This is a genomic window from Streptomyces flavusporus, assembly GCF_046267975.1.
Lineage (GTDB): Bacteria > Actinomycetota > Actinomycetes > Streptomycetales > Streptomycetaceae > Streptomyces > Streptomyces flavusporus.
In genome coordinates this window covers 702,333-718,902 of the sequence record NZ_CP176503.1, presented here as the reverse complement: position 1 = coordinate 718,902, position 16,570 = coordinate 702,333, and the positions used below count along the sequence as shown (strand labels likewise).

The window sequence follows — 16,570 nt, the reverse complement described above, 5'->3', positions numbered from 1 at the left end:
GTTCTACGTGGACCCGCACACCAAGGCCGCGAAGCAGGCCCTCGTGGACTTCGGGAACGGCGACATCGGGAACGCCGTGAACATGGCCAAGCTCGCGAGCCGGCCGCAGGCCGAGTGGTTCACCGAGGGCACGCCCGAAGAGGTGCGCGGCAAGGTCAGCAAGCTCGTCCATCGGGCCCGGGCCGTGGGCCGGACGCCCGTCCTGGTCGCCTACAACGTCCCGGGCCGGGACTGCACGCAGTACTCCAGCGGCGGAGCCGCGTCCTCCGCCGCCTACCGGCAGTGGATCGACGCCTTCGCCTCCAGTATCGGCACCAGCAAGGCGGTGGTCGTCGTGGAACCCGACGGCACGGCCCTGCTTCCCAAGGACTGCGGCCCCACCGTGGACCCGACCGGCGAACTCACCGCCGCTCGGATCGCCGACCTCGCCTACGCCGTCAAGACCCTGAACGCCAAGCCGCGTACCGCGGTCTACCTGGACGTGGGCAACGTCCAGTGGCGGCCCGTCGGTGAGATGGCCCAGCGGCTGCTGGACGCCGGGATCCGCCACAGCGACGGCTTCGCCCTGAACGTGTCCAACACCCACTCCACCGACCACAACGCCAGGTACGGCACCTGGATCGCCAAGTGCATGTGGTTCGCCACCGAGGGACCCGAGGAGGCCGCGGCCACGCCGAGCGGTGTGCCGGCCAGTACTACTCGGCGGCCGCCCCCAACGACGGCGCCCCCGGCAACGCCGTCTACTCCACCGATCCCGCCACCTGGCGGTGGACCGACGCCTGGTTCGACCAGAACGTGGGCACCCCGCCGGCCGACGAGCTCAAGCACTTCGTGATCGACGCCAGCCGCAACGGTCTGGGCGCCTGGACACCAAAGCCGGACAAACACACCGGGGACCCGGAGATCTGGTGCAACGCGCCCGGCCGCGGTCTCGGCCCGCGCCCCACGGCCGACACCGGCGTGCTCCTCGTCGACGCCTAGTTAGGCCCTGTCGTTTGGATCAGCCCGGCTGCGAGGTGGGGTGCGTCTTGGCCGACCCGAGCGATGGGGGTCCCTGCTCGAGCGAAGCCGAGAGCTTGGGGGAGAGTGACGACAACGCGGCAGATGCGCGTGCCAGCCCGCGCGACGCCGGGATGATTCAAACGAGAGGGCCTACCTGTGGATCAAGATCCCCGGTGAGTCCGACGGCAGCTGCACGCGCAACACCGGCGGCACCATCGACCCGCCCGCCGGCACCTGGTGGCCCGACCAGGCCCACACCCTGGCCCGCAACGCGGCACCGCGCCTGACGTTCAACCGCTGAGCGGTCAAGGCCGCGAGCTCTCCTCCAGCTTCTCGAAGAAGAACTCGTGCTTGAGGAAGGAGACGTCGTACTCGTGACCGGACTCGGGCGGCAGCAGTTGGGAGGCCTGGAAGAGGCGCCACCCGTCCTGCAGCGCGGCAAGCCCTGTGGGGTACGGCGGCTCGTCACTGTCACCGGCCGTCGGACGGGTCCCGCCGGTCCCGTCGTACTGGGACCAGCCCACGACATGGGAGTCGAGCGCCGACGTCGAGAGATAGAGGACGAGAACCTGCTGCCTCATGCGTGACTCCTCAGGGCGGGCCGGTTGCTGACGCGCGTGACCCAGTAGTCGATGTCGAACGAGTCGTCGCCGGTCAGGGCCCGCCACAGCAGGACCCGGTTGAAGATCTCCAGTCGTGCGGTCGCCTGCTCGTACCAGGGGAAGTACGTGTTCAGCTCCGCGGTCACGGCCGGGTCCTTGAGGTCGGAGGTGTCCCAGAGGCGCACCTGCGGCACGGTCGGGTTGAGGCGGAGTTTGTACATGTAGCGGCGGCGCGCGGTGTCGTTGCGGCGGCCGCCGTGCCAGATGCCGTGGTGGACGAGGACGACCGTGCCCGCCGGGCAGGTCAGACGCGTCTGTCCTCTGAGGTTCTGGACGCGGCCGATGTCCGTTTCGTTGATCCTGCGCAGATGGCTGCCGGGCACAGTGAGCGTGCCGCCCATGTCGGCGGTCACCTCGTGCGGGTAGTACATGAGCTGGATGTCAAAGGCGTCCGGCCGTACGTCGATGATCGCGTCTCCGTGGAGGGGCTGTGCCTGTCCCTCGTGCGGCTCGCGCACATGCACGGCATGGTGGTCGACGGTCGGGTCAGGCCCGACCAGGCTCTCCACGGCGCCGGCGACGACGGGAAGGGCGAGCAGCTCATGGACGAAGGTGTCCTGCGCGAAAGCCATGCCCAGCGGAGTGCCGTAGGACACCTCCGGCAGGCCCTCCGCCAAGGCCGTGACGGCCCGTTGATTGATCTCCTGCGGCACCACCCCGTCCAGGCGCAGAAATCCCTGTGCGACGAAGCGTGCCACCTGAACTGATGTCAGGAGCTGTTTGCTGGTTGACATACTACGAACGTAGAGGCAGCCTCCGGCGCGGTCGTGGGCTGGAATCGTCCACTGCTGGTAATTTTCCGACCTCGTGAAGATCACAACGCTACGGCTCGACGAGCCGCCCACAGTGGTCGCTGCCGGGATCGGCGTACACGGCCTGTCCACCGCACACGACGTCTTCCGGCTGCCCGACCTGTGGCAGCTGCACCTCTACCACTACGAGGGTGCTCTGTCACTCGGGCAGTCGGTGCACCCCATACGCCCCGGGCACGTCAGCCTCGTGCCGCCCGACACGGAGGTGCACTTCCACTATCGGGGCAGGTCGGAGCACTTCTACGTGCACCTGCGGCAGCACGACGGCGGAACCGCGCGCATGGTCCCGGTGATGCAGGACGCCGGTACCGAGAGCGCACGACTGGCCGATCTCCTTCGGAACGCCGTCACGGCCATGCCGACCTCGCCCGCGCGAGCCGTCGCCGAGGTATGGGCCGCTCTGTGGCGCATCGCCGAGTTGCCCAGGAGTGATGGCGCCGGACGCCACCACCCCTTCGTCGCCGCCGCACAGGCCTACATCGAGGAACACCTGGCGAGCCCGGTCTCCGTACCGGACATCGCCCGCGCGGTCGGCATCTCCCACACCCACCTGACACGTGTCTTCCACGCCGAGACCGGCCGCACGGTCGTGGCGTACATCCGGCACCGGCGCCTCCAACGCGCCCGCCACCTCCTGCTGTCCTCCACGCTGTCCATCACCGCCGTCGCCGCGGCTGTCGGCATCGCCGATCTCCAGGCCTTCAACAAGGCCTGCCGCCGCGAACTGGGCGCGAGCCCGCGGGACATACGGGCGATCGGGCACGAGCCGACGTAGCGAGTGAGGACGTCGTGCCCGTCACCGTGCCCTCACGGGTGAGCGTGTTGCCGTTCCCGGTGCAGTACGCGACGGTCATCGTGGCTCCCTCCCACGGCGGCTTGGGGACCCTTGCTTCTGGCGCGATGCGACCGGTCCGGCTCAGCGTGCTGCCGCAGTAGTCCGCCGGCTGGCTCGTCACCGCCGGGCTCACCGGGCACTGCGACGGGCAGGACTTCTCGACGGCCTTCACCGTGCGGTCCGTACGGCCCGAAACCGGCGAGGGCCCGGTCGCGCACCGCCTGACGGTGGACACCGTCGACGACCACGCGCACCTCGCCCTGGTGCTGATCGAGATGACGCGGTCGGCCCTGGTCCGGCAGGGCGCCACCCTGACCAACGAGGGCGGCCACGAGGGCGGCCGCCCCTACACCCTGGACGGGCTGCTGCTGACCCTGCCCGTGCCCGGCCAGGCCACCGAGCTGCTCGACCTCACCGGCTGGCACCTGCGCGAACGCGCCCCGCAGCGGCACGAGTTCACCATCGGCACGCACCTGCGGGAGAACTGGCGCGGCCGCACCGGTGGTTCGAGCCGGAGATGATCAACTCCGACTCCGACTCCGACTCCGACTCCGACCTCGCCCGCGCCCACCCGGAGTGGATCACGGCCACGGGCGGACGCACCCCGTCGGCCGCCCGCCACCAGCAGGTCCTCGACCTCGGCCACCCCAAGGCCTACGCGTACCTGCTGGAACGCCTGGACGCGTTCGTCGGCGAGTACCGCATCGCGTACATCAAGTGGAACCACAACCGCGATCTGGTCGAGGCAGGACACGGCCCGCTCGGCACGCCCGGCGTCCATGCCCAGACCCTCGCCGTGTACCGGCTCATCGACGAGCTGCGCGCACGCCACCCCCGCCTGGAGATCGAATCCTGCTCCTCCGGAGGCGGCCACCTGGGCATCCTGGAACGCACCGACCGGGTGTGGACCAGCGACTGCGTCGACGTCCTGGAACGCCAAAATCCAGCGCTCGACCGGGCTCCTGCTGCCGCCCGAGACTGCTCGGCTCACATGTCGCCGTGCCCGTCGCCCATACCACCGGCTGGGCGCACACCCTCGACTTCCGCGCGGCAACGGCCCTGTTCGGCCACTCCGGCATCGAGTGGGACCTCACCCTCGCCTCCACCGAGGGCCGCGCCCGGCTCGCGGAGTGGGTCACAGCGTACAAGCGGCTGCGGCCCCTGCTGCACTCCGGCACGGTCGTCCACGGCGACCACCCGGACCCCGCCCTGTGGCTGCACGGCGTCGTCATGACCGACCGGTCCCACGCGGTCTACGCCCTCGTCCAGACGGCCACCAGCGTGCAGTCCCCGCCCGGCCGCGTCCGCCTTCAACAGCGACAGGGTGGAACTCGCCGGACACCTCCTGGAGACCGTCGGCGTGCAGGCGCCCGCGCTGTACCCGGAGCGGCGGTCCTCGTGGAGGCACGGCGCTTCGACGCCTGAACCGCTCCCGGCACTGGCGTGGTTGTGTCATGGCAGGGTTACGCAGCCGGTTTCGCCGGCATCGCGCGGTGGTGACCAGCAGGCTGGGAGTACGGAGCACTCCAGCCGGTACCAGTGATGGCGATGTTGCGGGTCCCGGCAGAGCGGCCCGGCGTGGTGGTGCCGCGCCGGGCTGATGGTGCCGTGCGTCAGGACGCGGTGCAGGAACCCATCACAGGCGCCGCGCTGTTGCCGTTCTTCATGACGGTGAAGCCGAAGCTCGTGGACGCCCCGGCGGCGAGGCTGCCGTTGCCGCTCGGGCGCATCGTCATGACGTTGCCGGAGCTGTCCCAGGTGGGCGTGCCGTTCCAGGTCGCGGAGATCTTCTGCGGCGGGGTGACCGTGACGGTCGTCGTCCAGCTCGTGATCGCCGAACTGCCCGCGGTGACGGTCACCCTGCCGTTGAAGCGGTCACTCCACTCCTCCTGCTTGCTGTACGTCACGGAACAGGACGCGGTGCCCCCTCCGCCGCCCGATCCGGATCCGCCGAGCGCGGTCAGTACGGCCGTGTAAGCGGGCTTCTTGTTGTAGTTGCCGTCGAACAGCAGGGGCGTGCCGGAGGCGCGCCAGGAGTACTTGTCGGTGACGCCCCAGACCGTGATGCCGGTGCAGCGGGTGACGGCGAGGCAGGCCTTGACGACGTTGCCGTAGCTGTTCGCCTGGGCGGTGCCGGAGCCCTCGATGTCCAGTTCGGTGATCTGGACCTCGACGCCGAGGTCGGCGAAGCGCTGGAGGTTGGCCTGGTAGTCGGCGGGGACCGGGGAGGCGCTGTTGAAGTGGGACTGGAAGCCCACGCAGTCGATGGGCACGCCGCGGGCCTTGAAGTCGCGGACCATGTTGTAGACGGCATTGCTCTTCGCGTTGACGCCGTCGGTGTTGTAGTCGTTGTAGCAGAGCTTGGCGGCGGGGTCGGCGGCGCGGGCGGTGCGGAACGCCTCCTCGATGAAGCCGTTGCCGAGCTTGTCCTGGAAGGGTGAGCTGCGGCGGGCTCCGCTGGTGCCGTCCTGGAAGGCCTCGTTCACGACGTCCCAGGAGTGGATCTTGCCCTTGTAGTGGCCCATGACCTGGTTGATGTGGTTGTTCATCGCCGTTCTGAGGTCGGTGGCGCCCAGGCTGCCGACCCAGCTGGGCAGCTGGGAGTGCCAGACAAGGGTGTGGCCGCGGACCTTCATGCCCCGGCTCTGGGCGTGGCTGACGATCCGGTCCGCGTTGGCGAAGTTGAACGAGCCGCGGCTGGGCTTTACGGCGTCCCACTTCATCTCGTTCTCCGGCGTGACCGAGTTGAACTCGGTGTTGAGCGTCGAGACGTACGGCGCTTCGCCCAGGTGGTTCGCCGCGACGGCGGTGCCGAAGTAGCGGCCCTTCTCGGCGGCTGCCGCGCCCAGCGTGCTCGCTGCCTCGGCGGTTCCGGACGCGACGGTGACGCCGGCTGCGGCGAGCAGGCCCGCGAGACCGAGGACCAGGGTGGTGCGTGCGGTTCGTCGGGGGGCCTTGCGGATGGACGTGCGGGTGGCCGTCTGATGCTCCCTCTTCCGAAAGTTTCGGTCACATTTCCGAATGGCGTCGCAGACCATACGGGTGACCTGAGTCACCGTCAACGGTTCGCGCGGCACTCGTCACAGTTGGCTCTTGGCTCAAGACAGGCAGCCGCTCGCGCACGCATCATCCCCCCTGGCAAAAGTTTCGAGGCGTCAGAAGTACCGGTGGGGCAGGCGATCGTCGCCGCAGTGGTGGACGCCGCGGCCTCCGCCTCCGCGCCAGGGGCGGCGTACGCAGCACCTCACAGCTCACCCGAGCGGATGTGGCATGCCTTGCCCCGCCGGACATCGCCCGCTCCCGCGCCTGCTGTTGAGGAGCCGACCGACGGTGGTCGAGCGCTGGGAACCCTGGGAGCCGACCGGTCCGACCCGACTGTTCTTCGTCGTCTGTAGAAGGCCGTCCGCGACCAGGTCCCAGCGGACATCGACCGTACCCTGCGGTTCATGGAGCGGTGGGCACGGCCGTGAGTTGCAGGCCTTGCTCAACCGACGTCCGCCGGGGAAGTGTGAGCGGGACAGCCGCCATGGAAGCGGCGTACCCATAGTGGTCAGCGGCACCTTGAACGCTCCGCGACGTCACGGAGTGCATGGGGATGTTCGAGCGGTCGGACGGAAGCGCGGGGGCGACCGGCGGGCGGCCGACGGCATGTCCTACGGTTTCCGGAAGGTGCCCGGAGTTTTTCCGGGCGTACAGCCAGGGAGGTGGGGATGGTGGCCGGGGAAGGCGCTCAGCGCAAGACAGGCACGCGGAGCCCGGAGGGGGCGCCGAAGGTGACGATCAGCGAGATCGCGCGGAAGGCCGGGGTGTCCGTGCCGACCGTCTCACGGGTCGTCAACGGGCGCTCGGACGTTTCGCCCGCCACCCGTGCCCGGGTCGAGGACCTGCTGCACCGGCACGGCTACCGTCGCCGCCCGGCCGCGTCCGGCACCCGGGCGGTCCTGCTCGACCTCGTCTTCAACGATCTGGACAGCCCCTGGGCCGTCGAGATCATCCGGGGCGTCGAGGAGGTCGCGCACGAGGCCGGTGTGGGCACGGTTCTCTCCGCCATCCACGACCGGGCGGGGTCCGCGCGGCAGTGGATGACCAATCTGCGGGCCCGCCCTTCCGACGGCGTGATCCTCGTGACCTCGGTGCTCGAACCGGGGATCCACGACGAACTGTGCCGACTGGGTGTGCCGTTGGTGGTGATCGACCCGGCCGGTTCGCCGGCCACCGAGTCGCCGACCGTGGGCGCCACCAACTGGACGGGCGGGATGGCCGCGACCGAGCATCTGCTCCAGCTCGGACACCGCAGGATCGGGTTCATCGAGGGACCGCCCAGGCTGCTGTGCTCGCGCGCCCGGCTCGACGGCTACCGCGCGGCGCTCGACGTGGCCGGAGTGGCGGTCGACAACGCCCTGACCGTGCCCGGTGACTTCTACCACGAGTCCGGATTCACCGGCGCGGGACAGCTCTTGGACCTCGACGAACCGCCGACCGCGATCTTCGCGGCGAGCGACCAGATGGCGCTCGGAGCGATCGAGGCGCTGCGGCGGCGCGGGCTTCGGGTGCCGGAGGACATGAGCATCGTCGGCTTCGACGACCTGCCTGAGGTGCGCTGGTGCGCGCCTCCGCTGACGACCGTTCGCCAACCCCTCTCCGACATGGGCAAGTTGGCCGCCAGGATGCTCCTCGACCTCGCGCGTGGCGTCGAGCCGGCCTCGCCGCGAGTGGAGCTGGCGACCGAGCTGGTGGTCCGCGCGAGCACCGCACCGCCACGCCGCGCATAACGGAAGATACCGCTCCGGGTGTGTCGACGGCCTTTTTTGTCAAGGCCGTTGACACCCCCCTTACATGCCCGTAACTTCCATGGCCATCTCCTCATAGTTATCGGAAATTTTCCGGAAGGTGTGCCATGTCAGCCTCCGCTCGAGCCGTCACTTCCGTATTCGGCGCCTCGTCCTCCTCCTTGTCCCGCCGCCGGTTCCTGGGGACCGTCTCGGCGGCGGGCCTGGGGGCGGCCGGCCTGTCCGCCTGTTCGGACTCGGGGTCCTCCAGCACCGACAGCCAGGGCCGGACCATCGTGGAATGGTGGAACATCCAGACCACGGAGCCGTCGAAGAGTGTCTGGCCCGAGCGGGCGAAGGCGTTCGAGGCCGCGCACCCCGATGTGCGCATCAAGCTCGTGACGATGGAGAACGATGCCTACAAGTCGAAGATGACGGCGCTGACCAGTTCCGGAAAGCTGCCGGACATCTACCACACGTGGGGCGGCGGCGTTCTCAAGCAGCAGATCGACGCAGGCCTGGTGGAGGACCTCACGTCCTCCACCAGCTCCGTGACCGACACGCTCGTGCCGGCGTCGGTCAAGGCGTACCAATTCGACGGGAAGACGTACGCCATGCCCTTCGACATCGGCGCCGTCGGGTTCTGGTACAACAAGGCCCTGTTCGCCGAGGCCGGGATCCAGGCACCGCCCGCCACCTGGGCCGACTACCTCGACACGGTCAAGAAGCTGAAGAGCGCCGGAATCACCCCCATCGCCCTCGCGGGCAAGGAGAAGTGGCCCGGCATGTACTACTGGGCGTACCTGGCCATGCGGATCGCCGGGATCGACGGCATGCGGGCGGCCGCCGACGCCAAGGACTTCACCGGCGACGACTTCGTCAAGGCGGGCGAGCACCTCAAGGAACTCGTCGCGCTCCAGCCGTTCCAGAAGGGCTTCCTCGGCGCCGCGTACTCCACGCCCACCGGCGAGGCGGCCGCGATGGGCAACGGCAAGGCGGCGATGGAGCTGATGGGCCAGTGGGCGCCCGTCGTCCAGGCCGACGCGGGCAAGGGCATCGGCAAGGACCTCGGGTTCTTCTCGTTCCCCGCCGTCGCCGGAGGCAAGGGCGCGCAGACCGACGTGTTCGGCGGAGGCGGCGGCTACGCGGTGCGCAAGGGCGCGCCCAAGGCCGCCGTGGACTTCCTGAAGTTCTTCATGTCGGCCGAGTCCGACCGCATTCTTGTGTCGAAGGGCTCGATGATGCCCGTCGTCGAGGACGCCACGAGCGCCCTGACCGATCCCAACCTCAAGCTCGTCTCCGACGCCCTCGGCGAGGCGACCGGCTTCCAGCTCTACCTCGACCAGGCGTACCCGCCCGCCGTCGGACAGGAGATCAACGACTCGGTGGCCGCCCTGATCGCCGGATCCAAGTCGCCCGAGCAGGTGGCCCGTTCGGTCACCCAGGTCGCGAAGAGCCAGTGACCGCCATGGCTTCCACGTACGTGAAGGACCCCGCGGCCGCCCCCGTTGCACCGAAGCAGCCGGACACCGGAGCGGGCCGGTCGCGGGCCCGTCGGATCGTCGACTGGCTGACCGCCTTCAGCTTCACCCTGCCCGCCCTGGTGCTGTTCGGCGTGCTCGTGCTCGCCCCGATCCTGTACGCCCTGTACGTCAGCCTGTTCAACTGGGGCGGCTTCGGCTCCCCTTCGGACTATGTCGGCCTCGACAACTACAGCCGGCTCCTGCGTGATCCGGTCTTCCTGGGCGACCTGTGGCGCGGGCTGCTGCTCGTGCTGTTCTCGGTGTGCGTGCAGCTGCCGTTCGCGCTCGGCATGGCCGTGCTGCTCAACCAGAAGCTGCGCGGCCGGGCCCTGTACCGGACCTTGTTCTTCGCCCCGTACGTCCTGTCCGAGGTCATCACCGGCGTCCTGTTCTCGATGATCTTCGCGCCGGAGGACGGGCTCGCCGACAACGTGCTCGGCGCGGTCGGCCTCGACGGCCTCGGCGGACTGTGGTTCGCCGACCAGGACCACGTACTGCCGACCCTGTTCCTCGTCATGACGTGGAAGTACTTCGGCTTCCACATGATGCTGTACCTGGCCGGACTGCAGGGCATTCCCGCCGAACTGCACGAGGCGGCCCGCATCGACGGCGCGGGCCCCTGGCAGCGCTTCCGCCACATCACCCTGCCGCTGCTCGGACCGACGATCCGCATCAGCGTCTTCCTCTCCGTGATCGGCGCCATCCAGCTCTTCGACCTGGTGTGGGTGGTCACACAGGGCGGCCCCGACCACCACTCCGAGACCATGGCCGTGACCATGTTCCAGTACGGCTTCAAGCGCTTCGAGATCGGCTACGCCAGCGCGATCAGCATCGGCATGTTCCTCATCAGCCTCGTCTTCGCCCTCGTCTACCAGCGCTCCGTGCTGCGTCGTGACACCGAAGGAGCCCTCACCACCATGCGAGCCTCCCGATGAGCGCGGGCACGCGCAGAAGGCTGCGCTCCGCACCGCTGTACGTGATCGTGTGGCTGGTCGGCGTCGTCATGGTCACGCCGCTGCTGTACGCGTTCGTGTCCGGGTTCAAGTCCACCGATCAGCTCTCCCGCAACACCTTCGGCCTGCCCTCGCCGTGGGTGACGTCCAACTACACCGATATGCTCGCCTCCGGCTCGTTCTGGCGCATGCTGGGTTCGTCCACGCTGATCGCGGTCGGCACGGCCGTACTGACCGTGGGCACCGCGGCCCTCGCCGCCTTCGCGCTGGCCCGATTCGCCTTTCGCGGCCGGGAGTTGCTCTTCACCCTGTTCACCGCGGGGCTGATGTTCCCGTTCGCCGTGGCGATCCTGCCGCTGTTCGTCCTGTTGCGCACCTTCGGGCTGCTCGACAACCCATGGGGCGTGATCCTGCCGCAGGCGGCGTTCGGCCTGCCCATGACCATCGTCATCCTGCGCGGCTTCTTCCGGGAGATCCCCGGAGAGCTCGAGGAGGCGGCCACCCTCGACGGCTGCTCGGCGTTCGGCTTCTTCTGGCGGATCCTGCTGCCCATGGCGCGGCCCGCCCTCGGCACCGTGTCGATCCTCGCCATCGTCGGAAGCTGGAACAACTTCCTTCTTCCGCTGCTGGTGTTCAGTGAACAGACCTGGTGGACGATCCCCATCGGCGTCCAGCAGTTCCAGGGCCAGTACGCCACCGACATCGCCCGCGTCTTCGCCTATCTCGTCCTCGCCATGGTGCCGGCCCTCGCCTTCTACGCCGTCGCCGAACGGCAGTTGATCGGCGGCATCACGATGGGCGCCACCAAGGGCTGAGTCCCGCGCAGGCCACCCCCTTACCAGCACCACACCTGAGGAGTTCCATGGTCGAGCCATGGCAGGACACCACCTTGCCCGCCCACGTCCGGGCGGCGGACCTGCTCGCCCGGATGACCACCGAGGAGAAGACCGCCCAGCTGTCCAGCGTCTGGATCGGCGCCGACACCGAAGGGGCCGACGTCGCACCCGGTCAGCACACCTACGCGGCCCGCAGCGCCGCCCTCGACGCGCTCCTTCCCTACGGCCTGGGCCAGCTCACCCGCCCCTTCGGCACCGTTCCCGTCGACCCCGCCGAGGGCGCCGCCCGCCTTGCCGAACTGCAACGCCTGATCCGCGCCGGCAACCGGTTCGCGCTGCCCGCGATCGCCCACGACGAGTGCCTGACCGGGTTCACCGCCTGGCAGGCCACCGTCTTCCCCACGCCGCTCGCCTGGGGCGCTACCTTCGACCCCGAGCTGATCACCGAGATGGCCCGGGCGATCGGTACGTCGATGCGCGCGGTCGGCGTTCACCAGGGCCTCGCGCCGGTCCTGGACGTCGTACGGGATCCGCGGTGGGGCCGCACCGAGGAGTGCATCGGCGAGGACCCGTACCTCGTCGGCACCATCGGCACCGCCTACGTGCGAGGCCTCGAGACCGCCGGGATCGTCGCCACGCTCAAGCACTTCGCCGGGTACTCGGCCTCGCGCGCCGCCCGCAACCACGCGCCCGCCTCGCTCGGCCCGCGCGAACTCGCCGACGTGATCCTGCCGCCGTTCGAGATGGCGTTGCGCGACGGCGGCGCCCGGTCCGTGATGCCCGCCTACAACGACATCGACGGCCTTCCCGCCCACGCCCACACCCAGCTGCTCACCGGGCTCCTGCGCGAGCAGTGGGGGTTCACCGGCACCGTGGTCTCGGACTACTACGGCGTCTCGCTCTTGGAGGAAGCGCACCGGGTCGCCGACGGAGAGCAGCAGGCCGCACGGCTCGCCATTGCGGCCGGGGTCGACGTGGAACTGCCGGCGGCCCGCTGCTTCAGCCCCGCGGACCCGCTCCCCGAAGATCTGCTCGACAGGGCCGCGCTGCGCGTCCTCACCCAGAAGTGCGAACTGGGGCTGCTCGACCCCGACTGGGAGCCCGTCACTGGCGGAGAGCCCGTCGACCTCAACCCCCCGCACATGCGGGACCTGGCACAGAAGGTCGCCGAGGAGTCGGTCGTCCTGCTCGCCAACGACTCCGGCGTGTTGCCGCTGCGCGACGGCCTGCGCATCGCGCTGCTCGGTCCGCTCGCCGACGAGCAGGCCGCGATGCTGGGCTGCTACACGTTTCCCCGGCACGTGGGCGTGCACCATCCCGAACTGCCGACCGGGATCGAGGTCCCGACACTGGGCGAGGCGCTGCGTGCCGAGCTGCCGGGCGCCGTGTTCGTCGACGAGCCGGCGGCGGCCGAAGTCTGCCTGGCCGTGGTCGGGGACCGGTCGGGTCTGTTCGGGCGCGGCTCGTCGGGCGAGGGATGCGACGCAGAGGACCTCCAACTGCCATACGGCCAGGCGGAGTTGCTGGACGATGCGCTGGCCTCCGGCGTGCCGGTCGTCATCATCGTCCTCAGCGGAAGGCCCTACGCGCTCGGTCGCTGGGCCGACCGGGCCGCCGCCGTGGTCCAGGCGTTCTTCCCCGGGCAGGAAGGCGGCGGCGCCGTCGCGGGCGTCCTGTCCGGGCGAGTCGAGCCGTCCGGACGGCTGCCGCTCGGCGTGCCGCGCACCCCCGGCGGCCAGCCCGCGCCCTACCTCGCCCCACCGCTCGGCCGGCACGGCTTCCCCAGCACCGTGGACCCGACGCCCCTCTACCCCTTCGGGCACGGCCTGTCCTACACGACGTTCACCTGGGACACCCCCCAGTGCGACGCCCCCGAACTGCCCACCGACGGCGAGACCACGCTGCGTCTCACCGTCCGCAACACCGGCGAGCGGCCCGGCACCGAGGTCGTCCAGCTCTACCTCCACGACCCCGTCGGCACCGTCGCCCGCCCCGAGGTCCGGCTCGTCGGCTACGTCCGCGTCACGCTCGACGCCGGCGCGTCCGCCGAGGTCCACGCCACGTTCCCGGCCGACCTCGCCGCGTACACCGGCGCCGACGGCCGCCGCGTCGTCGAACCAGGCGCCCTCGAACTGCGCGTCGCCGCATCCAGCGAACACGTCCACCACACCGTGCCGCTCACCCTGACCGGCCCCGTACGCGAGGTCGGGCACGAGCGGCGGATGCGCTGCGAGCTTCGTGTGAAGTGACCCCACAGACCAGCTCCGCGCACAGCAACTGCACCGTCTCATTCCACAGTTGAGGAGATGCACCATGCGCACACCCGCACGCCGTGTCCGCGTCGGATCCGCCGCGCTCGCCGCGTCCGCGGCCCTGCTGCTCGGCCTCGCCGCGGCGCCCACCGCCCAGGCCGGCACCGACGGCGCGAAGGCGACGAAGACGCTGCACGAACTGGCCCGTGAGTCAGGTCGCTACTTCGGCGCCGCTGTCGACAACCCGGAGCTCGCCGACACCGAGTTCGCCGACCTGCTCGGCACCGAGTTCGGCCAGACGACCCCTGGCAACGGCATGAAGTGGTACGCCACCGAACCCCAGCGCGGGGTCTTCGACTTCACCGCGGGCGACGAGATCGTGAACTACGCCCGCGCGAACGGCCTGAAGGTCCGCGGGCACACCCTGCTGTGGCACTCCCAGCTCCCGGACTGGCTCACCTCCGGCACCTGGGCCGCCGACGAACTGCGCTCCATCCTGAAGAACCACATCACGAAGGTGGTGAAGCACTACAGGGGCAAGGTCTTCGCGTGGGACGTCGCCAACGAGATCATGAACGAGGACGGCACCTACCGCGAGAACATCTTCTACAAGACCCTCGGCCCCGGCTACATCGCCGACGCCCTGCGCTGGGCCCGCGCCGCCGACCCCAAGGTCAAGCTGTACCTCAACGACTACAACGTCGAGGCCCTCGGCCCGAAGTCGGATGCGTACTACACCTTGATCAAGCAGCTCAAGAAGGAGCGGGTCCCGATCGACGGGTTCGGACTGCAGGGCCATCTCGCCCTCCAGTACGGTTTCCCCGGCGGCCTGAAGGAGAACCTGCAGCGCTTCGCCGACCTCGGCGTCGACGTCGCCATCACCGAACTCGACATCCGCATGATCCTGCCCTCCGATGAGACCAAGCTGGCCGAACAGGCCGACTGGTACGGGCAGGTGACCGACGCCTGCCTGGCCGTACGGCGCTGTGTGGGCATCACCCTGTGGGGCTACACGGATCGGCACTCGTGGATCCCCGCGGTCTTCCCCGGTGAGGGAGCGGCCCTGCCCTGGGACGAGAACCTGAGGCACAAGCCCGCCTACGACGCGATCCGCAACGCGCTCACGGCGGCCGGGCCGTAGGCGTCAGGGCTGCTTCGCCCGGCCCGCCCGAACGTCACACGGGCCCGCGCCGAGTTCGCGGCGGCATGTCTGTCGGACGCCGGTGGTCTTCATCGACGCCATCCACGTGAAGATCCGCGACGGCGCGGTCGCCAACCGGCCCGTCTACGTGGCCCTGGCCGTCACGACCGAGGATCGGCGCGAGATCCTGGGCCTGTGGGCCGGCGACGGCGGTGAGGGTGCCAAGCACTGGCCGCACATCCTCACCGAGATCAAGAACCGCGGTGTCAACGACGTGCTGATGCTCGTCTGCGACGGGCTCAAGGGCCCGCCCGAGGCGGTGGAGACGGTCTGGCCCCGCACCATCGTGCAGACCTGTGTGGTCCACCTGTTGCGGAACTCCTTCCGCTATGCCGCCCGCCAGGACTGGGACAAGATCGCCAGACTGCTCAAGCCTGTCTACACCGCTCCGACCGAGGAGGCCGCCCTGGACCGGTTCGCGGAGTTCGCCGATGCCTGGGGCCGGAAGTATCCGGCGATCGTGAAACTGTGGGAGAACGCGTGGGAGGAGTTCACTCCGTTCCTGCGGTTCGACACCGAGATCCGCCGCATCCGTCAGCACCGCCGCCCCGAGCTCCGGCTGCGGCAAAACCCCCACCCTGACGAGCGGCACGCACACGATCCAGACCAACGGCAAGAACCGCACCTTCATCCTGCGCATCCCCGACGGCTACGACCGCAGCCGGCCCTACCGGCTGGTCTTCGGGTTCCACTGGCTGGGCGGCACCTCGACCGACGTCGCCACCGGCCGCACCGTGGAGACGGGCACCTGGGCCTACTACGGGCTGCAGCGACTGGCGAACAACAGCACCGTCTTCGTCGCACCCCAGGGCCTCAACAACGGCTGGGCCAACGCCGGCGGCGAAGACGTCACCTTCGTCGACGACATGCTCAGGCGCATCGAGGCGGACCTGTGCGTCGACACCACACAGCGCTTCGCCCTCGGCTTCAGCTACGGCGCCGCGATGTCGTACGCCCTGGCGTGTTCCCGCGCGACGGTCTTCCGCGCGGTCGCGGTGCAGAGCGGCGGGCAGCTCAGCGGATGCAGCGGCGGCACCCAGCCCATCGCCTACCTCGGAGTGCACGGCCTCAGGGACAACGTCCTCGGCATCTCCGGCGGACGGGCGATGCGGGACAGGTTCGTCAGGAACAACGGCTGCACCCCCCAGAACCCGCCGGAGCCGGCACCGGGCAGCCTGACCCACCGGATCACCACCTACTCCGGCTGCTCGGCCGGGCATCCGGTCGTCTGGGCCGCGTTCGACGAAGGACACATCGCCGCTCCCCAGGACGGGGCCCCCGGTGACAGCGGCTCCAGGACCTGGCTGCCGGCGGAGGTATGGAAGTTCTTCACACAGTTCCAGACCTCCGACCCGCCACCGGGGACCGCGACCTGCCGGGTCACCACCACCGTCGGCGCCTGGAACACCGGCCTCACCGCGAGCATCACCATCACCAACACCGGCACCACGGCGATCGCCGGCTGGTCCCTCGTCTTCACCCTGCCCGACGGCCAGACCATCACCTCCGGCTGGAACGCGGACTACTCTCCCGCCTCCGGCCGGGTGACCGCCAGGAACGTCGCCCACAACGCCACCATCGTCCCCGACGCCTCCGTCGACATCGGCTTCCAGGCAGCCCACACCGGCAACACCACCCCGCCGAACACCTACACCCTCAACGGCACTGCCTGCGGCTGAGCGCGGTGACCGAGGCGGGACGTGGAGGCGAGCCACCCCGGCCGGG

Annotated in this window: 13 protein-coding genes and 5 pseudogenes; 15 read left to right on the top strand and 3 right to left on the bottom strand. The window is 69.7% G+C overall.

Annotated features, from left to right (window positions below; genetic code table 11):
- Positions 1-7 precede the first annotated feature (7 nt).
- The 3 genes and pseudogenes from ACKTSN_RS03675 to ACKTSN_RS03665 form a co-directional block, all read left to right on the top strand.
- A complete protein-coding gene (locus ACKTSN_RS03675; protein WP_409467750.1) occupies positions 8-835 on the top strand; it encodes a glycoside hydrolase family 6 protein in 828 nt (275 codons plus the stop codon).
- On the top strand, positions 796-981 hold the full coding sequence (locus ACKTSN_RS03670) for a glycoside hydrolase family 6 protein (RefSeq protein ID WP_409467749.1): 186 nt from the start codon (positions 796-798) through the stop codon (positions 979-981). The genes ACKTSN_RS03675 and ACKTSN_RS03670 overlap by 40 nt, the downstream gene beginning before the upstream one ends.
- Before the next feature lie 169 nt (positions 982-1,150).
- Positions 1,151-1,303: pseudogene (locus ACKTSN_RS03665) on the top strand (glycoside hydrolase family 6 protein); the annotation flags it as partial.
- Between the two features lie 4 nt (positions 1,304-1,307).
- Here the strand turns inward: ACKTSN_RS03665 and ACKTSN_RS03660 are convergent.
- Positions 1,308-1,583 (bottom strand): hypothetical protein, encoded by a 276-nt coding sequence (locus ACKTSN_RS03660; RefSeq protein ID WP_409467748.1) that lies wholly within the window; start codon positions 1,581-1,583, stop codon positions 1,308-1,310.
- Positions 1,580-2,398 carry a phytanoyl-CoA dioxygenase family protein gene (locus ACKTSN_RS03655; protein ID WP_409467747.1) on the bottom strand — a complete coding sequence of 273 codons (819 nt, stop codon included), beginning with the start codon at positions 2,396-2,398 and terminating at the stop codon, positions 1,580-1,582. Before ACKTSN_RS03655 ends, ACKTSN_RS03660 begins: the two co-directional genes overlap by 4 nt.
- Positions 2,399-2,471: 73 nt before the next feature.
- Here ACKTSN_RS03655 and ACKTSN_RS03650 point away from each other — a divergent pair, with 73 nt between their 5' ends.
- The 4 genes and pseudogenes from ACKTSN_RS03650 (at position 2,472) to ACKTSN_RS03635 (ending at position 4,736) form a co-directional block, all read left to right on the top strand.
- The gene (locus ACKTSN_RS03650; protein ID WP_409467746.1) at positions 2,472-3,251 is read left to right on the top strand and encodes an AraC family transcriptional regulator; all 780 of its coding nucleotides are present in this window, start codon (positions 2,472-2,474) and stop codon (positions 3,249-3,251) included.
- Between the two features lie 224 nt (positions 3,252-3,475).
- Positions 3,476-3,832 (top strand): annotated as a pseudogene (locus ACKTSN_RS03645) (glycoside hydrolase family 36 N-terminal domain-containing protein); the annotation flags it as partial.
- Positions 3,829-4,194: pseudogene (locus ACKTSN_RS03640) on the top strand (alpha-galactosidase); the annotation flags it as partial. The pseudogenes ACKTSN_RS03645 and ACKTSN_RS03640, both read left to right, overlap by 4 nt.
- Before the next feature lie 116 nt (positions 4,195-4,310).
- The gene (locus tag ACKTSN_RS03635; protein ID WP_409467745.1) at positions 4,311-4,736 is read left to right on the top strand and encodes a hypothetical protein; all 426 of its coding nucleotides are present in this window, start codon (positions 4,311-4,313) and stop codon (positions 4,734-4,736) included.
- Positions 4,737-4,924: 188 nt separating this feature from the next.
- Here the strand turns inward: ACKTSN_RS03635 and ACKTSN_RS03630 are convergent, their stop codons facing one another.
- Positions 4,925-6,349, bottom strand: coding sequence for an endo-1,4-beta-xylanase (locus ACKTSN_RS03630; protein WP_409467744.1), 1,425 nt, complete (start codon positions 6,347-6,349; stop codon positions 4,925-4,927).
- A 672-nt stretch (positions 6,350-7,021) separates the two neighbouring features.
- Here ACKTSN_RS03630 and ACKTSN_RS03625 point away from each other — a divergent pair.
- From ACKTSN_RS03625 to ACKTSN_RS03590, 8 genes and pseudogenes are all read left to right on the top strand, one after another.
- The gene (locus ACKTSN_RS03625; RefSeq protein ID WP_409467743.1) at positions 7,022-8,083 is read left to right on the top strand and encodes a LacI family DNA-binding transcriptional regulator; all 1,062 of its coding nucleotides are present in this window, start codon (positions 7,022-7,024) and stop codon (positions 8,081-8,083) included.
- Between the two features lie 125 nt (positions 8,084-8,208).
- Positions 8,209-9,543: an extracellular solute-binding protein gene (locus ACKTSN_RS03620; RefSeq protein WP_409467742.1), complete on the top strand. Its 1,335-nt coding sequence runs from the start codon at positions 8,209-8,211 to the stop codon at positions 9,541-9,543.
- 5 nt (positions 9,544-9,548) lie between these two features.
- On the top strand, positions 9,549-10,538 hold the full coding sequence (locus ACKTSN_RS03615; protein ID WP_409467741.1) for a carbohydrate ABC transporter permease: 990 nt from the start codon (positions 9,549-9,551) through the stop codon (positions 10,536-10,538).
- Positions 10,535-11,371: a carbohydrate ABC transporter permease gene (locus tag ACKTSN_RS03610; protein WP_409467740.1), complete on the top strand. Its 837-nt coding sequence runs from the start codon at positions 10,535-10,537 to the stop codon at positions 11,369-11,371. Before ACKTSN_RS03615 ends, ACKTSN_RS03610 begins: the two co-directional genes overlap by 4 nt.
- Positions 11,372-11,418: 47 nt before the next feature.
- Positions 11,419-13,641 carry a glycoside hydrolase family 3 N-terminal domain-containing protein gene (locus ACKTSN_RS03605; protein WP_409467739.1) on the top strand — a complete coding sequence of 741 codons (2,223 nt, stop codon included), beginning with the start codon at positions 11,419-11,421 and terminating at the stop codon, positions 13,639-13,641.
- Positions 13,642-13,705: 64 nt separating this feature from the next.
- Positions 13,706-14,785 (top strand): endo-1,4-beta-xylanase, encoded by a 1,080-nt coding sequence (locus ACKTSN_RS03600; RefSeq protein WP_409467738.1) that lies wholly within the window; start codon positions 13,706-13,708, stop codon positions 14,783-14,785.
- An 85-nt stretch (positions 14,786-14,870) separates the two neighbouring features.
- A pseudogene (locus ACKTSN_RS03595) lies at positions 14,871-15,377 on the top strand (IS256 family transposase); the annotation flags it as partial.
- Positions 15,373-16,524: pseudogene (locus ACKTSN_RS03590) on the top strand (cellulose binding domain-containing protein); the annotation flags it as partial. The pseudogenes ACKTSN_RS03595 and ACKTSN_RS03590, both read left to right, overlap by 5 nt.
- Positions 16,525-16,570: the final 46 nt, after the last annotated feature.